Origin of the sequence: Nonomuraea sp. CA-143628 (assembly GCF_050942315.1) — a bacterium.
GTDB lineage: Bacteria > Actinomycetota > Actinomycetes > Streptosporangiales > Streptosporangiaceae > Nonomuraea.
Genome location: NZ_CP192072.1, coordinates 6324533 through 6340373 on the forward strand (window position 1 = coordinate 6324533; position 15841 = coordinate 6340373).

14 protein-coding genes and 1 pseudogene are annotated in these 15841 nt (G+C 69.6%); 7 read left to right on the plus strand and 8 right to left on the minus strand.

Going from position 1 to position 15841, the window contains the following annotated elements; translation table 11 throughout:
* Window positions 1–5: 5 nt before the first annotated feature.
* Window positions 6–440, minus strand: coding sequence for a transposase (locus ACQP2T_RS28925; RefSeq protein WP_433519193.1), 435 nt, complete (start codon window positions 438–440; stop codon window positions 6–8).
* On the opposite strand from ACQP2T_RS28925, the pseudogene ACQP2T_RS28930 reads away from it, so the two are divergent.
* Window positions 327–1468 (plus strand): annotated as a pseudogene (locus ACQP2T_RS28930) (RNA-guided endonuclease InsQ/TnpB family protein). The gene ACQP2T_RS28925 and the pseudogene ACQP2T_RS28930 sit on opposite strands and share 114 nt — an antisense overlap.
* A gap of 225 nt (window positions 1469–1693) precedes the next feature.
* On the opposite strand, the gene ACQP2T_RS28935 reads toward ACQP2T_RS28930, so the two are convergent.
* The gene (locus ACQP2T_RS28935; RefSeq protein ID WP_433519194.1) at window positions 1694–2710 is read right to left on the minus strand and encodes a LacI family DNA-binding transcriptional regulator; all 1017 of its coding nucleotides are present in this window, start codon (window positions 2708–2710) and stop codon (window positions 1694–1696) included.
* 287 nt (window positions 2711–2997) lie between these two features.
* Between ACQP2T_RS28935 and ACQP2T_RS28940 the strand changes: the two genes are divergently transcribed.
* The 4 genes from ACQP2T_RS28940 to ACQP2T_RS28955 are packed head-to-tail and all read left to right on the plus strand — an operon-like array spanning window position 2998 to window position 7738.
* Window positions 2998–4275 carry a sugar ABC transporter substrate-binding protein gene (locus ACQP2T_RS28940; RefSeq protein WP_433519195.1) on the plus strand — a complete coding sequence of 426 codons (1278 nt, stop codon included), beginning with the start codon at window positions 2998–3000 and terminating at the stop codon, window positions 4273–4275.
* A 20-nt stretch (window positions 4276–4295) separates the two neighbouring features.
* A complete protein-coding gene (locus ACQP2T_RS28945; protein ID WP_433519196.1) occupies window positions 4296–5222 on the plus strand; it encodes a carbohydrate ABC transporter permease in 927 nt (308 codons plus the stop codon).
* Entirely contained in the window at window positions 5219–6019 is an 801-nt protein-coding gene (locus ACQP2T_RS28950) for a carbohydrate ABC transporter permease (protein ID WP_433519197.1), read from the plus strand. Before ACQP2T_RS28945 ends, ACQP2T_RS28950 begins: the two co-directional genes overlap by 4 nt.
* A gap of 18 nt (window positions 6020–6037) precedes the next feature.
* Window positions 6038–7738, plus strand: coding sequence for an amylo-alpha-1,6-glucosidase (locus tag ACQP2T_RS28955; RefSeq protein ID WP_433519198.1), 1701 nt, complete (start codon window positions 6038–6040; stop codon window positions 7736–7738).
* On the opposite strand, the gene ACQP2T_RS28960 is transcribed toward ACQP2T_RS28955, so the two are convergent.
* The 3 genes from ACQP2T_RS28960 to ACQP2T_RS28970 all read right to left on the minus strand — a co-directional run bounded on the left by ACQP2T_RS28960 (window position 7707) and on the right by ACQP2T_RS28970 (window position 11235).
* Window positions 7707–9536, minus strand: coding sequence for an RICIN domain-containing protein (locus ACQP2T_RS28960; RefSeq protein ID WP_433519199.1), 1830 nt, complete (start codon window positions 9534–9536; stop codon window positions 7707–7709). The genes ACQP2T_RS28955 and ACQP2T_RS28960 overlap by 32 nt on opposite strands.
* A gap of 269 nt (window positions 9537–9805) precedes the next feature.
* Window positions 9806–10000 carry a ferredoxin gene (locus ACQP2T_RS28965; protein WP_357960616.1) on the minus strand — a complete coding sequence of 65 codons (195 nt, stop codon included), beginning with the start codon at window positions 9998–10000 and terminating at the stop codon, window positions 9806–9808.
* A gap of 8 nt (window positions 10001–10008) precedes the next feature.
* Window positions 10009–11235 (minus strand): cytochrome P450, encoded by a 1227-nt coding sequence (locus tag ACQP2T_RS28970; RefSeq protein WP_433519200.1) that lies wholly within the window; start codon window positions 11233–11235, stop codon window positions 10009–10011.
* Between the two features lie 234 nt (window positions 11236–11469).
* On the opposite strand from ACQP2T_RS28970, the gene ACQP2T_RS28975 reads away from it, so the two are divergent.
* Window positions 11470–12105, plus strand: a complete 636-nt coding sequence (locus ACQP2T_RS28975; protein WP_433519201.1) for a TetR/AcrR family transcriptional regulator — start codon at window positions 11470–11472, stop codon at window positions 12103–12105.
* Between the two features lie 21 nt (window positions 12106–12126).
* On the opposite strand, the gene ACQP2T_RS28980 is transcribed toward ACQP2T_RS28975, so the two are convergent.
* From ACQP2T_RS28980 to ACQP2T_RS28990, 3 genes are read right to left on the minus strand one after another with little or no spacing between them, the layout of a single operon-like run.
* A complete protein-coding gene (locus ACQP2T_RS28980; RefSeq protein WP_433519202.1) occupies window positions 12127–13311 on the minus strand; it encodes an NAD(P)/FAD-dependent oxidoreductase in 1185 nt (394 codons plus the stop codon).
* Complete coding sequence (locus ACQP2T_RS28985; protein WP_433519203.1) at window positions 13308–13508, minus strand: ferredoxin; 201 nt, start codon at window positions 13506–13508, stop codon at window positions 13308–13310. Before ACQP2T_RS28985 ends, ACQP2T_RS28980 begins: the two co-directional genes overlap by 4 nt.
* 24 nt (window positions 13509–13532) lie before the next feature.
* The gene (locus ACQP2T_RS28990) at window positions 13533–14900 is read right to left on the minus strand and encodes an MFS transporter (protein WP_433519845.1); all 1368 of its coding nucleotides are present in this window, start codon (window positions 14898–14900) and stop codon (window positions 13533–13535) included.
* A 169-nt stretch (window positions 14901–15069) separates the two neighbouring features.
* On the opposite strand from ACQP2T_RS28990, the gene ACQP2T_RS28995 reads away from it, so the two are divergent.
* A complete protein-coding gene (locus ACQP2T_RS28995) occupies window positions 15070–15744 on the plus strand; it encodes a TetR/AcrR family transcriptional regulator (RefSeq protein WP_433519204.1) in 675 nt (224 codons plus the stop codon).
* Window positions 15745–15841 lie beyond the last annotated feature (97 nt).

The following is a 15841-nucleotide window of genomic DNA, read 5'->3' on the forward strand; positions in this document are numbered from 1 at the left end:
GCGGATCAGTCCGGCCGTTTCTGGTTGTCGATGTACTCGTTGATGATCGGCTGTGAGGTGGCGGCGAGGTAGGGCGGGGACCAGCAGGCACGCTCATGATCGTGCTCGCCGTTGAACGCGGCCAGGACGGTGCCGAAGGTGTCGCATACCTCGATCATGATGGCTTCACAGCGGCGCAACATCTCCTCGATGAACACTTTGCGCCGGTGTATGGGGGTGAAGACCACATGCGCGTGGAGGCGGTGAACGACGGTGCGGCCTCTGGCGGATATCCGGATCCCTATTCCCACCGCGGTGACATGGACCGAACGATAATGTGTTCGATGATGAGACTGGTGGTGCAGGTGAAGCTCCTGCCGACGCCCGAGCAGGCGGCGGCGCTGGAGGCGACCCTGCGCGCGGTCAACGCGGCCGCCTGCCAGGTCTCCCGCCAAGCCCACGCCCAGCGCACCTTCCGCAACTACGACCTGCGCAAGCACACCTACACGCAGATCAAGGACGAGTATGGGCTGGCCGCCCAGGCCGCGCAGCATGTCATCAAGAAGGTCGCCGACGCCTACGCCACCCTGCACGCCAACATCCGCGCCGGGAACCTGGGCAAGGTGGGTTCTGCCCGCCGGGAACGGGCCGAGTCCACGCCGATCGCCTTCCGCGCTGATGCCGCCCAGCTCTTCGACGACCGCTGCCTGTCCTGGCAGCTCGACGCGCGGACGGTGTCGATCTGGTCGGTGACCGGCAGGCTGAGGAACCTGAGATTCACCGCCTCCGCCGAACAGCTACCACTCTGTCGGCACACCGCAAGGGCGAGTCCGATCTGCTCTACCGGGACGGCAGGTGGTTCCTGATCGCCACCTGCGACCTGCCCGAGCCCCGCGTCAAGGACCCGGACGCCTTCCTGGGGGTGGATCTGGGCATCGCCAACATCGCCACCACCAGCACCGGAACCCGCCATTGCGGCAAGGGGCTGAACGCGGTCCGGCACCGCCACCGGGAGTTGCGCCGCCGCTTGCAGGCCAAGCGCACCAAGTCCGCCAAGCGGTTGCTCAAGAAGCGCCGCCGCAAAGAAGCGCGGTTCGCCGCCAACACCAATCATGTCATCGCCAAGCAGATCGTGACCGAGGCAGAACGCACCGGCCAAGGGATCGCCCTGGAAGACCTGCAGGGCATCCGGGACCGGGTACGGCTTCGCAAGCCCCAGCGGGTCACGCTGCATTCCTGGAGCTTCCACCAGCTGGATGGCTTCCTCGGCTACAAGGCGGCCCGGGCCGGGGTCGCCGTCATCCACGTCGACCCGGCTTTCACCTCCCAGCAATGCTCCTCGTGCGGGCATGTGGACCGCAAGAACCGGCTCGATCAGGCCTGTTTCTCGTGCACGTCGTGCGGCTTCGCTGAGCACGCCGACGTCAACGCAGCCCGCAACATCGCCGCACGCGGCGTTACGGGCTGGGCAGTCAGTCACGCTGCCTGACGCGGACCAGACCGTCGAAACCATCGACGGCGAGGAGCTGCAAGCTCGGTCGCTTACGGCCGAGAAGCTGACCCATGGGCCTTTCCTGGTCGAATCGATTCGACTGGACCATAAGCGCCTCTTGGCGCGGTGGTCAAGAGCCGGAAACGGTCGCGACATGCCGCCGTTACGCGGACAGGGCCCGGATTTGGACCCGGAGTGGGTCTCGGGCGGCGTCCACGGTCGTCAGATGCGGGGCAGGGCGGGCCCGGTCGTGGCGCGCAGCGAGATCGGCGGGGCGATCAGGAGGTGGTGGTGCGGGGTGGCCGGGTCGGCGATGCGCTGGATGAGCAGCTCGACGGCGCGGGCGCCCATCTCGTCGGCGGGGACGTCGGCGGCGGTGAGCGGCGGGTGCAGGTTCTCGGCCCAGTGCTGGGCGGCGACGCCGGCGATGGAGAAGTCTCCGGGCACGGTCAAGCCCGCCTCGGCCAGCGCGCGGTACATGCCGGACACCGCCGCCTCGTTGATGGTGGCGATGGCGGTCAGCTCCGGATGGTCGGCGAGCAGCTGCCGCAGGCAGCTCTGTCCGGCCTGGGCGTCGTCGGCGCAGCAGACCCGCACGCCGTGCAGGCCGCGTTCGGCGATGGCGCGATCGAAGCCGGCCTGCGCGCGGTGGCCCGGCCCGTAGCCGGCGGCGACCAGCTCGGCGTTGCGGTTGACCAGCGCCAGGTGCCGGTGGCCGAGGTCGGCCAGGTGGTGGACGCACTTGGCGATGAGCGTCTCGTAGTCGACGTCCACCCAGGACATGTCCTCCGGGCGGCGGGTACGGCCGATGCCGACGAACGGCGGGCCGCTCTCCAGCAGCCGGGTCACCCGGTCGTCCTCCAGCCGGATCTCCATCAGGATGACGCCGTCCACGCGCCGGCCGGTGACGACGCGCTCGAAGGAGCGGTCGTGCTCGCCGCCCGAGGGTGACAGCAGGACGTCGAGGTCGGCGCGGGCGGCGGCGTCGACCACGCTGGCCACGAAGCCGAGCTGCATGTCGGTCAGGCGCTGGCTGGCGGGCGGGATGACCAGGCCGATGGTGCGGGTACGGCCCTCCTTGAGCGCCCTGGCGGCGGCGTTGGGCCGGTAGCCCAGCTCGTCGATGACGGCCTGGATGCGGCGCTTGGTCTCCTCCGACACCGGGCGCTTGCCGGTGAGCGCGTACGAGACGGTGCTGCGCGACACGCCCGCCCGCTTGGCGATCTCTCCGATGTTCACCCGTGCTCCTCGTCCGATCCACCGCCCGGCGACCATGGTAGGTCGAACCGGTTCACGAGATGGTACGTCGTCGGAGTTCGTGACGAGGATTCGCCCCCTGCCGCGCATCCCACGCGACGACGTCTCGGGAGTCTCGCGGCGTATCCCACGCGCCATCTCGGAGATCCGGCCGCACCTCCCATTGACTCTCGCGGTGAAGCGGGCCTATCTTCAGCGAATCGGTTCGGCGAATCGATTCGACTCGGCCGGGAACGGCCGCGGGACACCTGTCAGCGGAGGTCAGCCCAATGAGATCAGCGGCAAGGAGCCGGCGTGCGGCCGGCGCGAGTCTGGCGGTCCTGGCCGCCGTGGGCGGGCTGGTCGCCTGCTCGTCATCGTCTGAAAGCGGCAACGGTGCTTCGGCGAGCGCGAGCCCGGCCGCCGGGGGCGGGAGCTACACGGTCTGGGACCCGTACCCGCAGTACGACAAGAGCTCGGAGTGGGTGAAGCTGCTGGAGAAGTGCGGCACCGACGCCGGCGTCAAGGTCGAGCGCACCGGTTACGACACCAGCGACCTGACCAACAAGGCGCTGCTGGCCGCTCAGCAGGGCAACTCGCCGGACGTGCTCATCGTCGACAATCCCGTCGTTTCTACCCTGGCCGAGGCAGGCGTTCTCACCACCACCGAGGAGAACAAGCTCGACGTCACGGCGATCGCGCCGAACCTGCTGGCGGCCGGACAGAGCGGCGGCAAGACCTACGGCGTCCCGATCGGCGCCAACACCCTCGCCCTGTACTACAACAAGGACGTCCTGAAGAAGGCCGGGGTGGACATCGCCTCGGTGAAGGACTGGACGTCGCTGACCGGGGCGCTGGAGAAGGTGAAGGCGTCCGGTAAGAAGGGCATCACGTTCTCGGCGATCGGCACCGAGGAGGGCAGCTTCCAGTTCCTGCCCTGGTTCTGGGGCTCCGGCGCGAACCTCACCAAGCTCGACTCGCCCGAGGGCGTGTCGGCGGTGGCGCTGTGGAGCGACTGGCTGAAGAAGGGGTACGCCCCCAACTCGGTCATCAACAACACCCAGACGACGAGCTGGCAGGAGTTCGCGAGCGGCGACTTCGCCTTCGCCGAGAACGGCACCTGGCAGCTGGCCAACGCCAAGAAGGCCGGTTTCGCGTACGGCATCATCCCGGTCCCCGCCAAGGGCGGCGGCACCGCGCCCGCGCCCACCGGCGGCGAGTTCGTCAGCATCCCCGTCCAGTCCGGCACCGCCCGCTACGCCACCTCGCAGAAGCTCGTGACCTGCCTGACCAGCGCCGACAACTCGCTCACCACGACCACCACGCTGTCCTACATCGCACCCACGGAGGCGGTGCAGGCCAAGCAGGTGGCGGCCACGCCCGACCTGCGGGTGTGGGTGGAGGCGGTCAAGGCGGCCAAGGGCCGGACCAGCGACGACCTGGGCACCAAGTACCCGAAGATCTCCGAGCCCATGTGGGGCGCGGTGCAGGCGGCGCTGAGCGGGTCGAAGTCTCCGCAGGAGGCGATGACGGCAGCGCAGTCGTCGGCGGCGAACGCCACCCAATGAGTCAGGCGACACAGACCCCTATGGCCCTGGACCGCTCGACGACGAGGGGCCATCGGGCGGCACGCGCGCGGTCCGGCCAGTGGGCGGCCTGGGCGTTCCTCGCCCCGGTCGTGCTGTACCTGCTGGTCTTCTACGCCTATCCGCTCTACCGCAACATCGAGCTGAGCCTGCGCCACTACACCGTGCGCTCCTTTGTGCGGGGCGACGCCCCGTTCGCCGGGGTCGCCAACTACGCGAAAGTGTTCGCCGACGCGACCTTCGGGCCCGCGCTGTGGCACACGGCGGTGTTCACGCTGGTCTCGCTGGCCTTCCAGTTCGCCATCGGGCTCGCGCTGGCGTTGTTCTTCCTGAAGAACTTCCGGCTTTCGGCCACGTTGCGTGGGTTGTTCCTGGTGCCGTGGCTGCTGCCGCTGATCGTGTCCGCCTCGACCTGGTCATGGATGCTCAACAGCGACTCCGGCGTGGTCAACGCGGCGCTGTCGTGGCTCGGCATCGGCCCGGTGAACTGGCTGACCTCGCCGGACTGGTCGCTGTGGTCGGTCACCATCGCCAACATCTGGATCGGCATCCCGTTCAACCTGGTGGTGCTGTATTCGGGGCTGCGGGCGATCTCGCCGGCCATCTACGAGGCCGCCGAGCTGGACGGCGCCAACGGCTGGCAGCGCTTCTGGCGGGTGACGTTCCCGCTGCTGCGGCCGGTGTCGGCGATCACGCTGCTGCTCGGGCTGGTCTACACGCTGAAGGTGTTCGACATCATCTGGATCATGACCAAGGGCGGGCCGAGCGGGGCCTCGACCACGTTCGCCACCTGGTCCTATCGGCTCGGGTTCGGCAACCTGGTGCCCTCCTTCGGCCCCGGCGCCGCCGTCGGCAACCTGCTCATAGTCATGGCGCTGGTCTTCGGCTTGGTCTACATCCGCGCGCAGCGAAGGCAGGCGCAGGCATGAAGCACCTGAAGACCGTGATCGGGCTGGTGCTGACCGGCGTGATGCTGTTCCCGGTCTACTGGATGATCAACGTGTCGTTCACCCCCGAGCAGGACATGCGCAGGACCAACTGGTTCCCCGTCAACGGCACCCTGGACGGTTACCGGGCGGTGCTGGACCAGCAACTGCCCTATCTCGGGGTGAGCCTGGTCGTCGGGCTCGGCACGGTGGCGCTGACCCTGGTGCTCGCGGCGCCGGCCGCGTACTCGCTGGCCAAGCTGCGCCCGCGCGGCGGCGGGGCGCTGAGCTTCGTGCTGCTCATCGCGCAGATGATCCCCGGGATCATCATGGCGATGGGCTTCTACGCCATCTTCCTGTCCAGCGGCGTGCTCAACACCGTTCCCGGACTGATCGTGGCCGACTCCACCCTCGCCGTGCCTTTCGCGGTGCTGATCCTGACCACGTTCATGTCCGGCATTCCGGAGGAGTTGCTGCAGGCCGCCCGTACCGACGGCGCCGGGGTGGTGCGTGAGTTCGTCTCGATCGTGCTGCCCGTCAGCCGCAACTCGCTCATCACCGTGTCGCTGTTCGCGTTCCTGTGGGCGTGGTCGGACTTCGTCTTCGCCTCCACCCTGGACCAGGGCGGCGATCACCAGCCGATCACCCTCGGCATCTATCACTACATCGGCAACAACAACCAGGAATGGAACGCGATCATGGCGACCGCCGTGATCGCCTCCGTCCCCGCCACCATCCTGCTCGTCGTCGCCCAGCGCTATGTCGCCGCCGGCGTCACCGCGGGCGCCGTCAAAGACTGAGAAGGGACCTGTCACTTCATGACCGTCGCCGCTTCAGGCCCGGTGTTCTCCCTGCGGGACATTCCGTTCAGCTACCACGGCTCCTGGTTCGGCTTCTCGCCCGTGGTGGCGGAGCAGACCTATGCCGAGGATGTGCACCTGGTCTCGCACCAGACCGGCATGCACGCGATCCTGCGGCTGATCCCCAGTGCCGAGAGCGTCTTCACGGCCACCCCGCATCAGCTCACCTGGAGCCGTGACGACGGCCGCATCGACCTCGCCTACGAGGGCCCCGACACAGTGCGGGTCAGAGGCCGCGGTCTCGGGCTCCGCCTGCTGGCCGCCGATCCCGTCCTGACGCCGTTCAGCGGCCCGTACTTCTACCAGGACCCCGTCGACGGCTCGTACGTCTTCACCGTCTACCAGACCGGCCGCCGCTACCGCGTCACTCTCCTCGGCGGGCAGGCCGAGCACCGTGGCACGCAGGCGCTGGGCACCGCCGAACGCGGTCTCCTCCTCAGCGGTGAGTGGGAGATCGCCATCGAGGAGTACGAGACCGCTCGCGCCCCCTACACCAGCGGCGACGCCTTCGAGCAGGTCGCCGAGGCGGCGCGGGCGGAGTTCGACGCGTTCGCCACGGCGGTCGCGCCCTGGCGCAGTGACCGCACGCCCGCCGCCGAGCTGGCCGCCTACGTGCTGTGGTCGGCCACCGTCCGCCCCGCCGGTTTCGTCACCAGGCCCGCCGTGCTCATGTCCAAGCACTGGATGGACAAGGTGTGGAGCTGGGACCACTGCTTCAACTCCATCGCCCTCGCCGATGGCCTGCCGGAGCTGGCCTGGCACCAGTACCGGCTGCCCTTCGACCACCAGGACGCCGCCGGCGCGCTGCCCGACTCCGTCACCCACTCCGAGATCCTGTACAACTTCGTCAAGCCGCCCATCCACGGCTGGGCCCTCGGCCACCTCCGCCCCGCGCCCGACACTTATCCGTCGCTGGAACGCTGGACCACCTTCTGGCTCGACAACCGCCGCGCCCCCGGCCGTGAGCTGCCGCACTACCAGCACGGCAACGACAGCGGCTGGGACAACGCCACCACCTTCGACCCCGAGCGGGTCGTCGAGACCGCTGACCTGGCAGCCTTCCTCGTCCTGCAGATGCGCGAACTGGCCCGCCTGGCACCCGACCCCGGCGCCTGCGCCAAGTGGACCGAACAGGCCGACCGGATGCGCGACGCGCTCCTGGCCGAACTGTGGGACGGCGAGCGGTTCGTCGCCCGAGGCGCGCACTCCCGACGTACCTGGTCCAGCTCCAGCCTGCTCGACCTCATGCCGATCGTGCTGGGCGAGGAGCTGCCGCGACCCGTCCGGGCGGCGCTGGCCGCCCGGATCGAGCGGCACCTGACCGCGTTCGGGCCCGCCACCGAGCTGCCCGCCTCGGAGCACTACCAGGACGACGGTTACTGGCGCGGCCCGATCTGGGCGCCCTCGACCGTGCTGATCGAGGACGGCCTGCGCCGCGCCGGATTCCCGGACCTGGCCGACGAGATCAGCGCCCGCTTCCGCGCCCTGTGCGAGAAGTCCGGATTCGCGGAGAACTTCGACGCCCGCACCGGCGCGGGCCTGCGCGACCGCGCCTACACCTGGACGGCGAGCGCGTACCTCATTCTCGCCGCGGCCCACGAGCGGCGGTGCGCCTCGTCCGCACCCGTCACCGGCCCCAGAGCCGCCAGGTCTGGTTGAGCGGACTGGCCTGGCCGGCCGGGACGCAGGTCCACTGGTGAATGGGCGCCCTGGGGGCGGTTGAGATGGTGCTGACGTCGACGCACTTGCCGCTGTGCCGGGCGACGAGCTGATAGTCCCGGGGATCGTTGCCCGAGTAGGTCACCTTGCGCAGGGCGAACTGCTGGTTCTGCGCCCCGTCGGCGCAGGTCCGCTGGCTCACCGGCGTGCCGTCGGTGGTGGCCGCCGCGGTCACCTCAAGGCACTTCCCGCTCTGCTGGTTGACCAGGGTGTACGTGCCGTTCACGCCGGTCACCGGCCGGAAGTTCCACTGCTGCTGGTCACCGCCCTCGCAGGGGAACTGCTGCTGCACGTTGCCATCGGCCGTGCTCAGATCGGTGTTGTCCAGGCATTGCTGGGAGTGCTGCGCGACCGCCACGGACTGGAAGCCGCCGTCCGATGGCGGCAGCAGCGTGACGGTGAACGTGTCGTCGGCGTTGGTGTGCGGCAGGTTCAGCGTGATCGCGTTCCCCGACAGCGTCAGGACCGTGTTCTGGACGGTGATCGGCCCCTGGACCGCGCCACCGCCGTTGTACGGGACGCGCTGCACGACCGCGCGGACCTGGTTGTTCTGCACGATGCCGCTGGTGGTGTCGAGGCGGCGCAGACCGACGGCGGTGTTGCCGGTCGTCCCGCCCCCGCCCACAAGGATCTTGGCCACGCCGGCCGTCTTGGTGGCGAAGGCGTCATAGGCCGGGCTCGGGGTCGTCGAGACGGTCTGGCCGGTCTGGGAGGCGTAGAAGCGGTAGACCCACCATTCGCCCTTGGGCAGGTGCCGACCGGCGCTGTCGCGGACGAGCAGGTTGGCCAGATCGTTGTGCAGGTTGCCGGCGCTCGCCCAGTTCGCGCGCAACCCATCGGCGCCCGCGCGCTCCAGCCGGGCGATGTACCACGACCCGTCGCCGGGGTTCTGCTCGTTGGACGCGCCGTACTCGTTGATCTGGTACGGCCGCGGGTGCGGGACGCCGCGCGGGTCGAGCGTGGCGTTGGCGGCCGCCACGTTGGCCACCGGGTCGCCGGGCAGGGAATGCCAGCTGACGATGTCGGGGATGACGTTGTTGGCGCGGACGAAGTCGAGGTAGCCGTTCCACCAGGCGTTCGTCGTGGAGGGCACGCAGGCGCAGCTCGGTCCGACGATCAGCTGGTTCGGGAAGGCGGCACGGATGCGCTGGTAACTGCGCCGCCACAGCTCGAAGTACTGGGCCTGCGGGCGGTTCCAGAACAGGGAGATGTTCGGCTCGTTCCAGATGTCCCACTGCACGGTGATTCCGGCGGCCCGTACGTCGTTGATCAGGCGGGTGAGGAAGGCGTCGTAGTCGGACCAGTTGCCGTTGTCGCCCGGAAAGCGGGAGATCGGGTACCCATCCGCGCCCCATAAATCATGCGGAAGGATGATGAACTGGCCGCCGAGCGCGATCGTCCGCCGGGCCTGGGCCAGCGTCGCGTTCCACCTGCGGTCGTAGGCGCCCGACACCCAGCCGCCGGGTGAGCCGAGCTGCGCGCCACCGGCCCGCATGTACCGGAACTTGACGTCCCGGTAGAAGTGATCCGCCGGTCCGGACGCGTTCTCCGTCATGCCGTAGATCCACCCGGACGCGCGGTAGGTGGGGGCGCCGCCGGTCGTGGCGAAGTCGACGCTGATGGATTCGTCCGCGGCGTGGGCCGGCGCCGGGATGGTGAAGGCGATGAGCATCCCGGCCAGGAGCCCGGTGACGCGAGCGAGCCGTCTACCGAGCGGTCGTGGGGTTGCCGTGGTCATGTGCGGCTCCTTCGGAATCAATTCGACAGCGGCGTCCGTGCGTATAGCCGGGCTTTCGCCCATCGCAAGGACGTGTTTGGCGGGCTCTAACGAATCGATTCGACCGGAGCGTAGATCCGGTGCCGAAGGTGTGTCAATGGCCTTCATGTCCCGCGTTCCTCGCGGGCCACGGCGGTCAGGATCGTTGACCGCCGTGGAGACACGGTCTTCGGGTCACGCGAGTGCGGGCGCCATCCGGGCGCCGCCCTGGACACGCATGGGCGCGGGGGTCATTCTTCCACCGTGATGGCCAGGGCGGGGCAGACCATGGCGGCCTGCTGGACGTCCGCCAGCCGCTCGGGCGACGGGTCGTCGTTCAGCAGCACCACGATCCCGTCCTCGTCACGCTGGTCGAACACGTCGTCGGCGGCCAGCACGCACTGCCCGGAGGCGACGCACTTGTCCTGGTCAATAATGATCTTCATGATGTCCTCTACCAGGTGACGGGCAGCTCGTAGGCGCCGAAGATGAAGCCGTCGTGCTTGAAGGGGATCTGCTCGATCTCGGCGGCGGTCGCCAGGGTGGGGATCCGCCGCAGGAGGGCGGTGTAGGCGACCTGCAGCTCCATCCGCGCCAGCGGCTGTCCCAGGCACTGGTGAATGCCGTACCCGAAGGTCACGTGGAGCCGGGCGTTGCGCTGGAGGTCCAGCCGGTCCGGGTCGGGGAAGACGGACGGGTCGCGGTTGGCGGTCTCGTTGACCGCGATGATGCCCTCGCCCGCCTTGATGACCTGGCCGGCGATCTCGATGTCGGCCAGGGCCACCCGGCGCAGCCCGCCGTGGGTGATCGTCAGGTAGCGCAGCAGCTCCTCGACCGCCGAGGCGATGAGCTTCGGGTCGTCGCTCTCTCGTACGAGAGCGGCCTGGTCAGGGTTCCGCAGCAGGGCCAGCGTGCCGAGCGTGATCATGTTCGCGGTGGTCTCGTGCCCGGCGAACAGCATCAGCACCCCCATCTGGGCGGCCTCCGGCCGGGTCAGCTCACCGGCCTGGACCCGCTCGACCAGCCCGGACAGCAGGTCGTCGGCGGGTTTGGCGAGCTTCTCGCCGATCAGCCCGTCCAGGTACTCGGCCAGCCGCCGCTGGGCTCCTCCCCGCTCCTCGGGGGTCGAGTTACGGTTGATGATGGTCCTGCTGTTGGCCTGGAAGAAGTCATGGTCGTCGTACGGCACGCCGAGCAGGTTGGAGATGACCAGCGAGGGCAGCGGCAGGGCGAACCCCTCGACGAGGTCGGCGGGCTTCGGCCCGGCCAGCAGCCGGTCGATCAGGTCGTCCGCGATCTCCTGCGTGGCCGGCCGCATCGCCTCCACCCGCTTGACGGTGAACGCCGAGGTGACCATCCGCCGCAGCCGGGCGTGCTCGGGGTCGTCCATCATGATGAAGCCGATGCCGCCCGAGCCCCCCTCCTTGGCGGCCATGCTCTCCATCGACGCGGCCTCCGCCGGGGAGAGCCGGGGGATGCCGCGCGCGGGCTCGACGCTGACCCTCGGGTCGCCGAGCAGCGCGCGATGCTCGGCGTGGCCGGTCACCAGCCATGGGGTGCTGCCGTCCCACAGCCGGACCCGGGCCAGCGGGCCCTCCTCCTGCCGGGCTCGCATCGCGGGCGCCGGATCCATCGGGCACGTCGCCGACCTGGCGATGTCGTACTCCGGGATGGTCGTCACTATTTCCTCCTCGAATCGAAAGACTGCAGCGCTGGGTATTTAAATCAAGCGATTGATTTAAACTCTAGCGAGGGATGGGCGGCTGTCAAACGGCGGGCAGGGCCACTGATCGGCCTATTGCATAAGCTGTCCTTCCATCACGCCTCGCCGTGCACGGCCGAGGACCTGCGACGACCTGAGGGACTGGGCCGTCGCGGGCTGCGCGAAGTCCCGGTGCGGTAGAAGACGACGATCATGAAGATGACACGAGACGAGCAGGTCAGCGCGACGCGGGAGGCCCTTCTCGCGGCATCCGAGCGGCTGTTCGCCGAACGCGGGGTGCACGCCGTCGGCAACCGCCAGATCAGCGAGGCCGCCGGGCAGGGCAACAACGCCGCGGTCAGCTACCACTTCGGCACCAAGGCCGACCTGATCCGCGCCATCGCCCGCAAGCACGCCGGGCACATCGAGCTCATCCGCGAACGCATGATGACCGGCATCGGCGACTCCGCCGACCCGCGGGACTGGGCGTCGTGCCTGGTCCGTCCCTTCGCCGAACACCTGGAGACCCTGGGCAGCCCCACCTGGTACGCCCGGTTCACCGCGCAGGTCATGGCCGACCCCGCGCTCAACGCGATCATGGTCGACGAAGCCCTGACGGCCGCCCCGATCTTGCGGTTGTTCCGGGACGGCCTGGTCCGGTCCCTGCCCGGCCTGCCCGACGAGATCCGCCGCGAACGCGTCACCATGGCCCGCCACCTCATCGTGCAGATGTGCGTCGAGCGGGAACGGGCCCTCGCTGATCACGACCCCACCTTCCGGCACACCTGGGACGACACCGCCAACGGCCTGATCGACGTGATCGTCGCGATGTGGCAGGCACCCATCTGACGAAGGAGCCCGAGGCGCCGGCTATGCCGACCCCGCGAGCAGGGGGGTCGTGGCGAGTTCCGCCCGGTGCTGACGGGCCTGCTTGGGCATGTTCCAGCCCAGTACGCCGACGGCCTGACCATCACGGCGATAGACCGCGACGAAGCGGCGTTCGGCCACGGCGCCCTCCACGATGGACACCTCGGCGTCCGGGGACGGCATCCCATGGACGTGGATCTTGGCGTCGAACTGGTCGGTCCAGAAGTAGGGGATCGGGGTGTACGGGCGGTCCTCGCCGAGGATGTTGCCGGCGACGGTGATGGCCTGTTCGGTGGCGTTGGTCCGGTTCTCCAGGCGTAGCGACCTGTCGAGGGTTTCGTGGTGCCAGCGGGCCATGTCGCCGACCGCGTAGATGGCCTCCGCCGCGCGGCAGCGGGAGTCGCACACCAGCCCATCAGCGAGTTCGAGGCCGCTGCCGGCCAGCCACTCCGTCGCCGGTGCGGCGCCGAACGCGACCACGACCACGTCGGCCGGCAGCACCTCGCCGGTCTCCAGGCGCACCCCGGTGACGCGGCCGTGCCGTTCGGTCAGTCCGCTGACCGCGGCGCCGAGCCGCAGCTCGACGCCGTGCTCGGCGTGCAGCTCGGCGAGCAGTCCCGCGGCCGGCTGACCGAGCTGGAGGGCCAGCGGCGCCGGTTGCGGGCCGGCCAGGGCGACCGGTACGCCCATGCCGCGCGCGGTGGCGGCGATCTCGGCGCCGAGCACGCCGTCCCCGACGACCACCAGGCGCGTACCGGACAGCAGGTCCATCCGCAGCGCGAGCGCGTCGTCGAGGGTGCGCAGCATGTGGACGCCGGCCAGGCCGGTCTGTCCCGGCAGCGTACGGGGGCGCAGCCCGGTGGCCACCACCACGGCATCCGCGCTCAGCACCCGCCCCGACGCCGTACGCACGGCGCGGGCCGAGACCTCCAGCCCGGTCGCCGGATCGCCGAGGACGAACTCCGCGTCCAGCGCGGACAGCGCGGACGGGGGCCGCAGCCGGGCTCGCTCGGGTTCCCAGCTGCCGGACAGGATCTGCTTGGACAGCGGCGGCCGGTCGTAGGGCAGGTGGGACTCGGCGCCCAGCACGGTCACCTGACCCGCGTAACCCTTGCGGCGCAGGGCCTCCACGGTGGCCAGACCGCCGGCGGAGGCGCCGACCACGAGCACGTGGTCCGGGGTGTTCACGCGTCCTCGCTCACGAAGATCGCCGCTCCGGGGCAGACGTCGGCGGACTCGCGGACGACCGCGTGCAGTTCCTCGGTCGGCCGTTCGTCCAGCAGGATCACGATGCCGTCGTCATCTCGCTGGTCGAACACGTCGGGTGCGAGGAGCACGCACGTACCGGCGCCACAGCACTTGTCCTGGTCGATGGTGACTTTCATGGTTGGTCTTCCTTTTCGTAGGAGTTAGTGAGAACCGCCACGCCGGCGGGGCAGGAACGCGGCGATGGAGAGGGCGGCAAGGGCGGCCACGGCGCAGATGGACAGCACCACGCGCAGGCCGTTCTGGGAGGGGAACGCGGCGCCGCCGAGGGTGAGGGTCATGTGGGCCAGGACGGCACCGGCCACCGCGCTGGAGACGGAGGTCCCGATGGCGCGCATGAGGGTGTTGAGGCTGTTGGCGGCGGCGGTCTCCGACACCGGGACCGCGGCCATGACCAGGGAGGGCATGGCGCCGTACGCGAATCCGACGCCGGCTCCGATGACGCAGGAGACCACGACGAGCTGCCAGATGGCCGACATCAGCACGATGCTCAGGCCGTAGCCGGCGGCGACCACGAGCGCCCCGAGCATCAGGGTGACCTTCGGCCCCTTGGCGGCGGAGATGCGCGCCGACCACCGGGAGACGACCATCATCACCAGGCCCTGAGGTGCCAGGACGAGGCCGACGGCCAGCATGGTCTGTCCGAGCCCGTAGCCGGTGGCGGTGGGCAGCTGCAGGAGTTGCGGCAGCACGAGCGACATGCCGAACATCGCGAAGCCGAACATGGCGGAGGCGAGGTTGGTCAGCAGCACTTGGCGCCGGGCGCTGGTCCGCAGGTCGACCAGCGGCTGCCGGGTGTGTAGTTCCCACCGGCCCCATGCCGGCAGCACGACGACGGCCGCCACGAGCAGGCCGATGGTGCGTCCGTCGCTCCAGCCCCAGTCGGTGCCCTTGGAGATCCCCAGCAGCAGGCACACCAGGACGACCGACAGCCCGGCGGCGCCGATCAGGTCGAAGCGCCCGCCCGTACGGACGCCGGATTCCGGCACGAGGGCGAACACCAGGATCGCGGCGATGGCGCCCAGCCCCGCCGAGATCCAGAACAGCACATGCCAGTCGGCATGGTCGGCGATGAGCGCGGCGGCGGGCAGCCCGATGGCGCCGCCGACGCCCATGGATGAGCTCATGGTCGCGGTGGCCGCGCCGAGCCGTTCGGGCGGCAGTTCGTCACGCATGATGCTGATGCCGAGCGGGATGACGCCGGCCGACAGTCCCTGCAACGCTCGTCCGACGATCATCGGGGTCAGGTCGGTGGACAGGCCGGCGACAGCCGAGCCGACCGTCAGCAGGGCCAGGCTGATCAGCAGCAGGCGGCGCTTGCCGAGCATGTCGCCCAGCCGCCCCACCACCGGAGTGGCCACGGCGGCGGCGAGCAGGGTTGCGGTCACCGCCCAGGTGGCGTCGGAGGCGGAGGCGCCCAGGAGCGTCGGAAGCCGGGGGACCAGCGGGATCACCAGGGTCTGCATCGAGGCCGTCACGATCCCGGCGATGGCCAGGACCGCCACGAGCACGCCCGGCCGCGGCGGGGCGGATGCCTGGTGATCGGTGGGTCCGGCAAGGACTTGGGACACGGGAAAGCCTCCATCTGGACGAGTAGATGGGACTGAGTAAACCACATGATTGACTTAATTAAACCATGTGATTGACTTTGCTCAGTGTGACGTTCCCTACGATGCGGTGATGGCCGATTTGGAGGAGAGAGTGATGGCGGGCAGGACTGCGCGGCCCGAGCGGGGGACCGCGACGCGGGAGTTGATCCTGGCCACGGCGGAGCGACTGTTCGCCGAGCACGGCGTGTACGCGGTGTCGAACCGCCAGATCAGCGAGGCGGCGGGCCAGGGCAACAGCGCCGCGGTGGGCTACCACTTCGGCACGAAGGCCGATCTGGTCCGCGCGATCGCCCGCAAACACGCCGACGAGATGGAACAGCTGAGGGTGTGGATGGTCGCCGACGCCGCCGGCTCCACGGACGTCCACGACTGGGTGGGCTGCCTGGTGCGGCCGTTCACCCAGCACCTGGAGGCTCAGGGCAGCCCCACCTGGTACGCCCGATTCCGCGCCCAGGTGATGGCCGATCCGGCGCTCTATCAGATCACGGTCGAGGAATCGCTGCCCTCGCCCTCGCTGCGGTTGCTCGTGGACGGCTTGAACCGGTGCCTGACCCACCTGCCGGCCGTCGTGCGCGAGGACCGCTGGGCCATGGCGCGACATGTCATCGTGCAGATGTGCGTCGAGCGGGAACGCGCCCTCGCCGACGACGCCCCCACCCTCCATCCGACCTGGGACGACCTCGCCACCAGCCTGATCGACGCGATCGTCGGCCTGTGGCAGGCCCCGGTGACACCCCGCTCATGACCGGCCCGCCGTCTGCCCAGCCCGCCGATCGGACGAGGCGGCAGGCGGCTCCGCCGGCTGGACGACTTGAGCCCTGTTAAATCGCGTGCTTGACTTG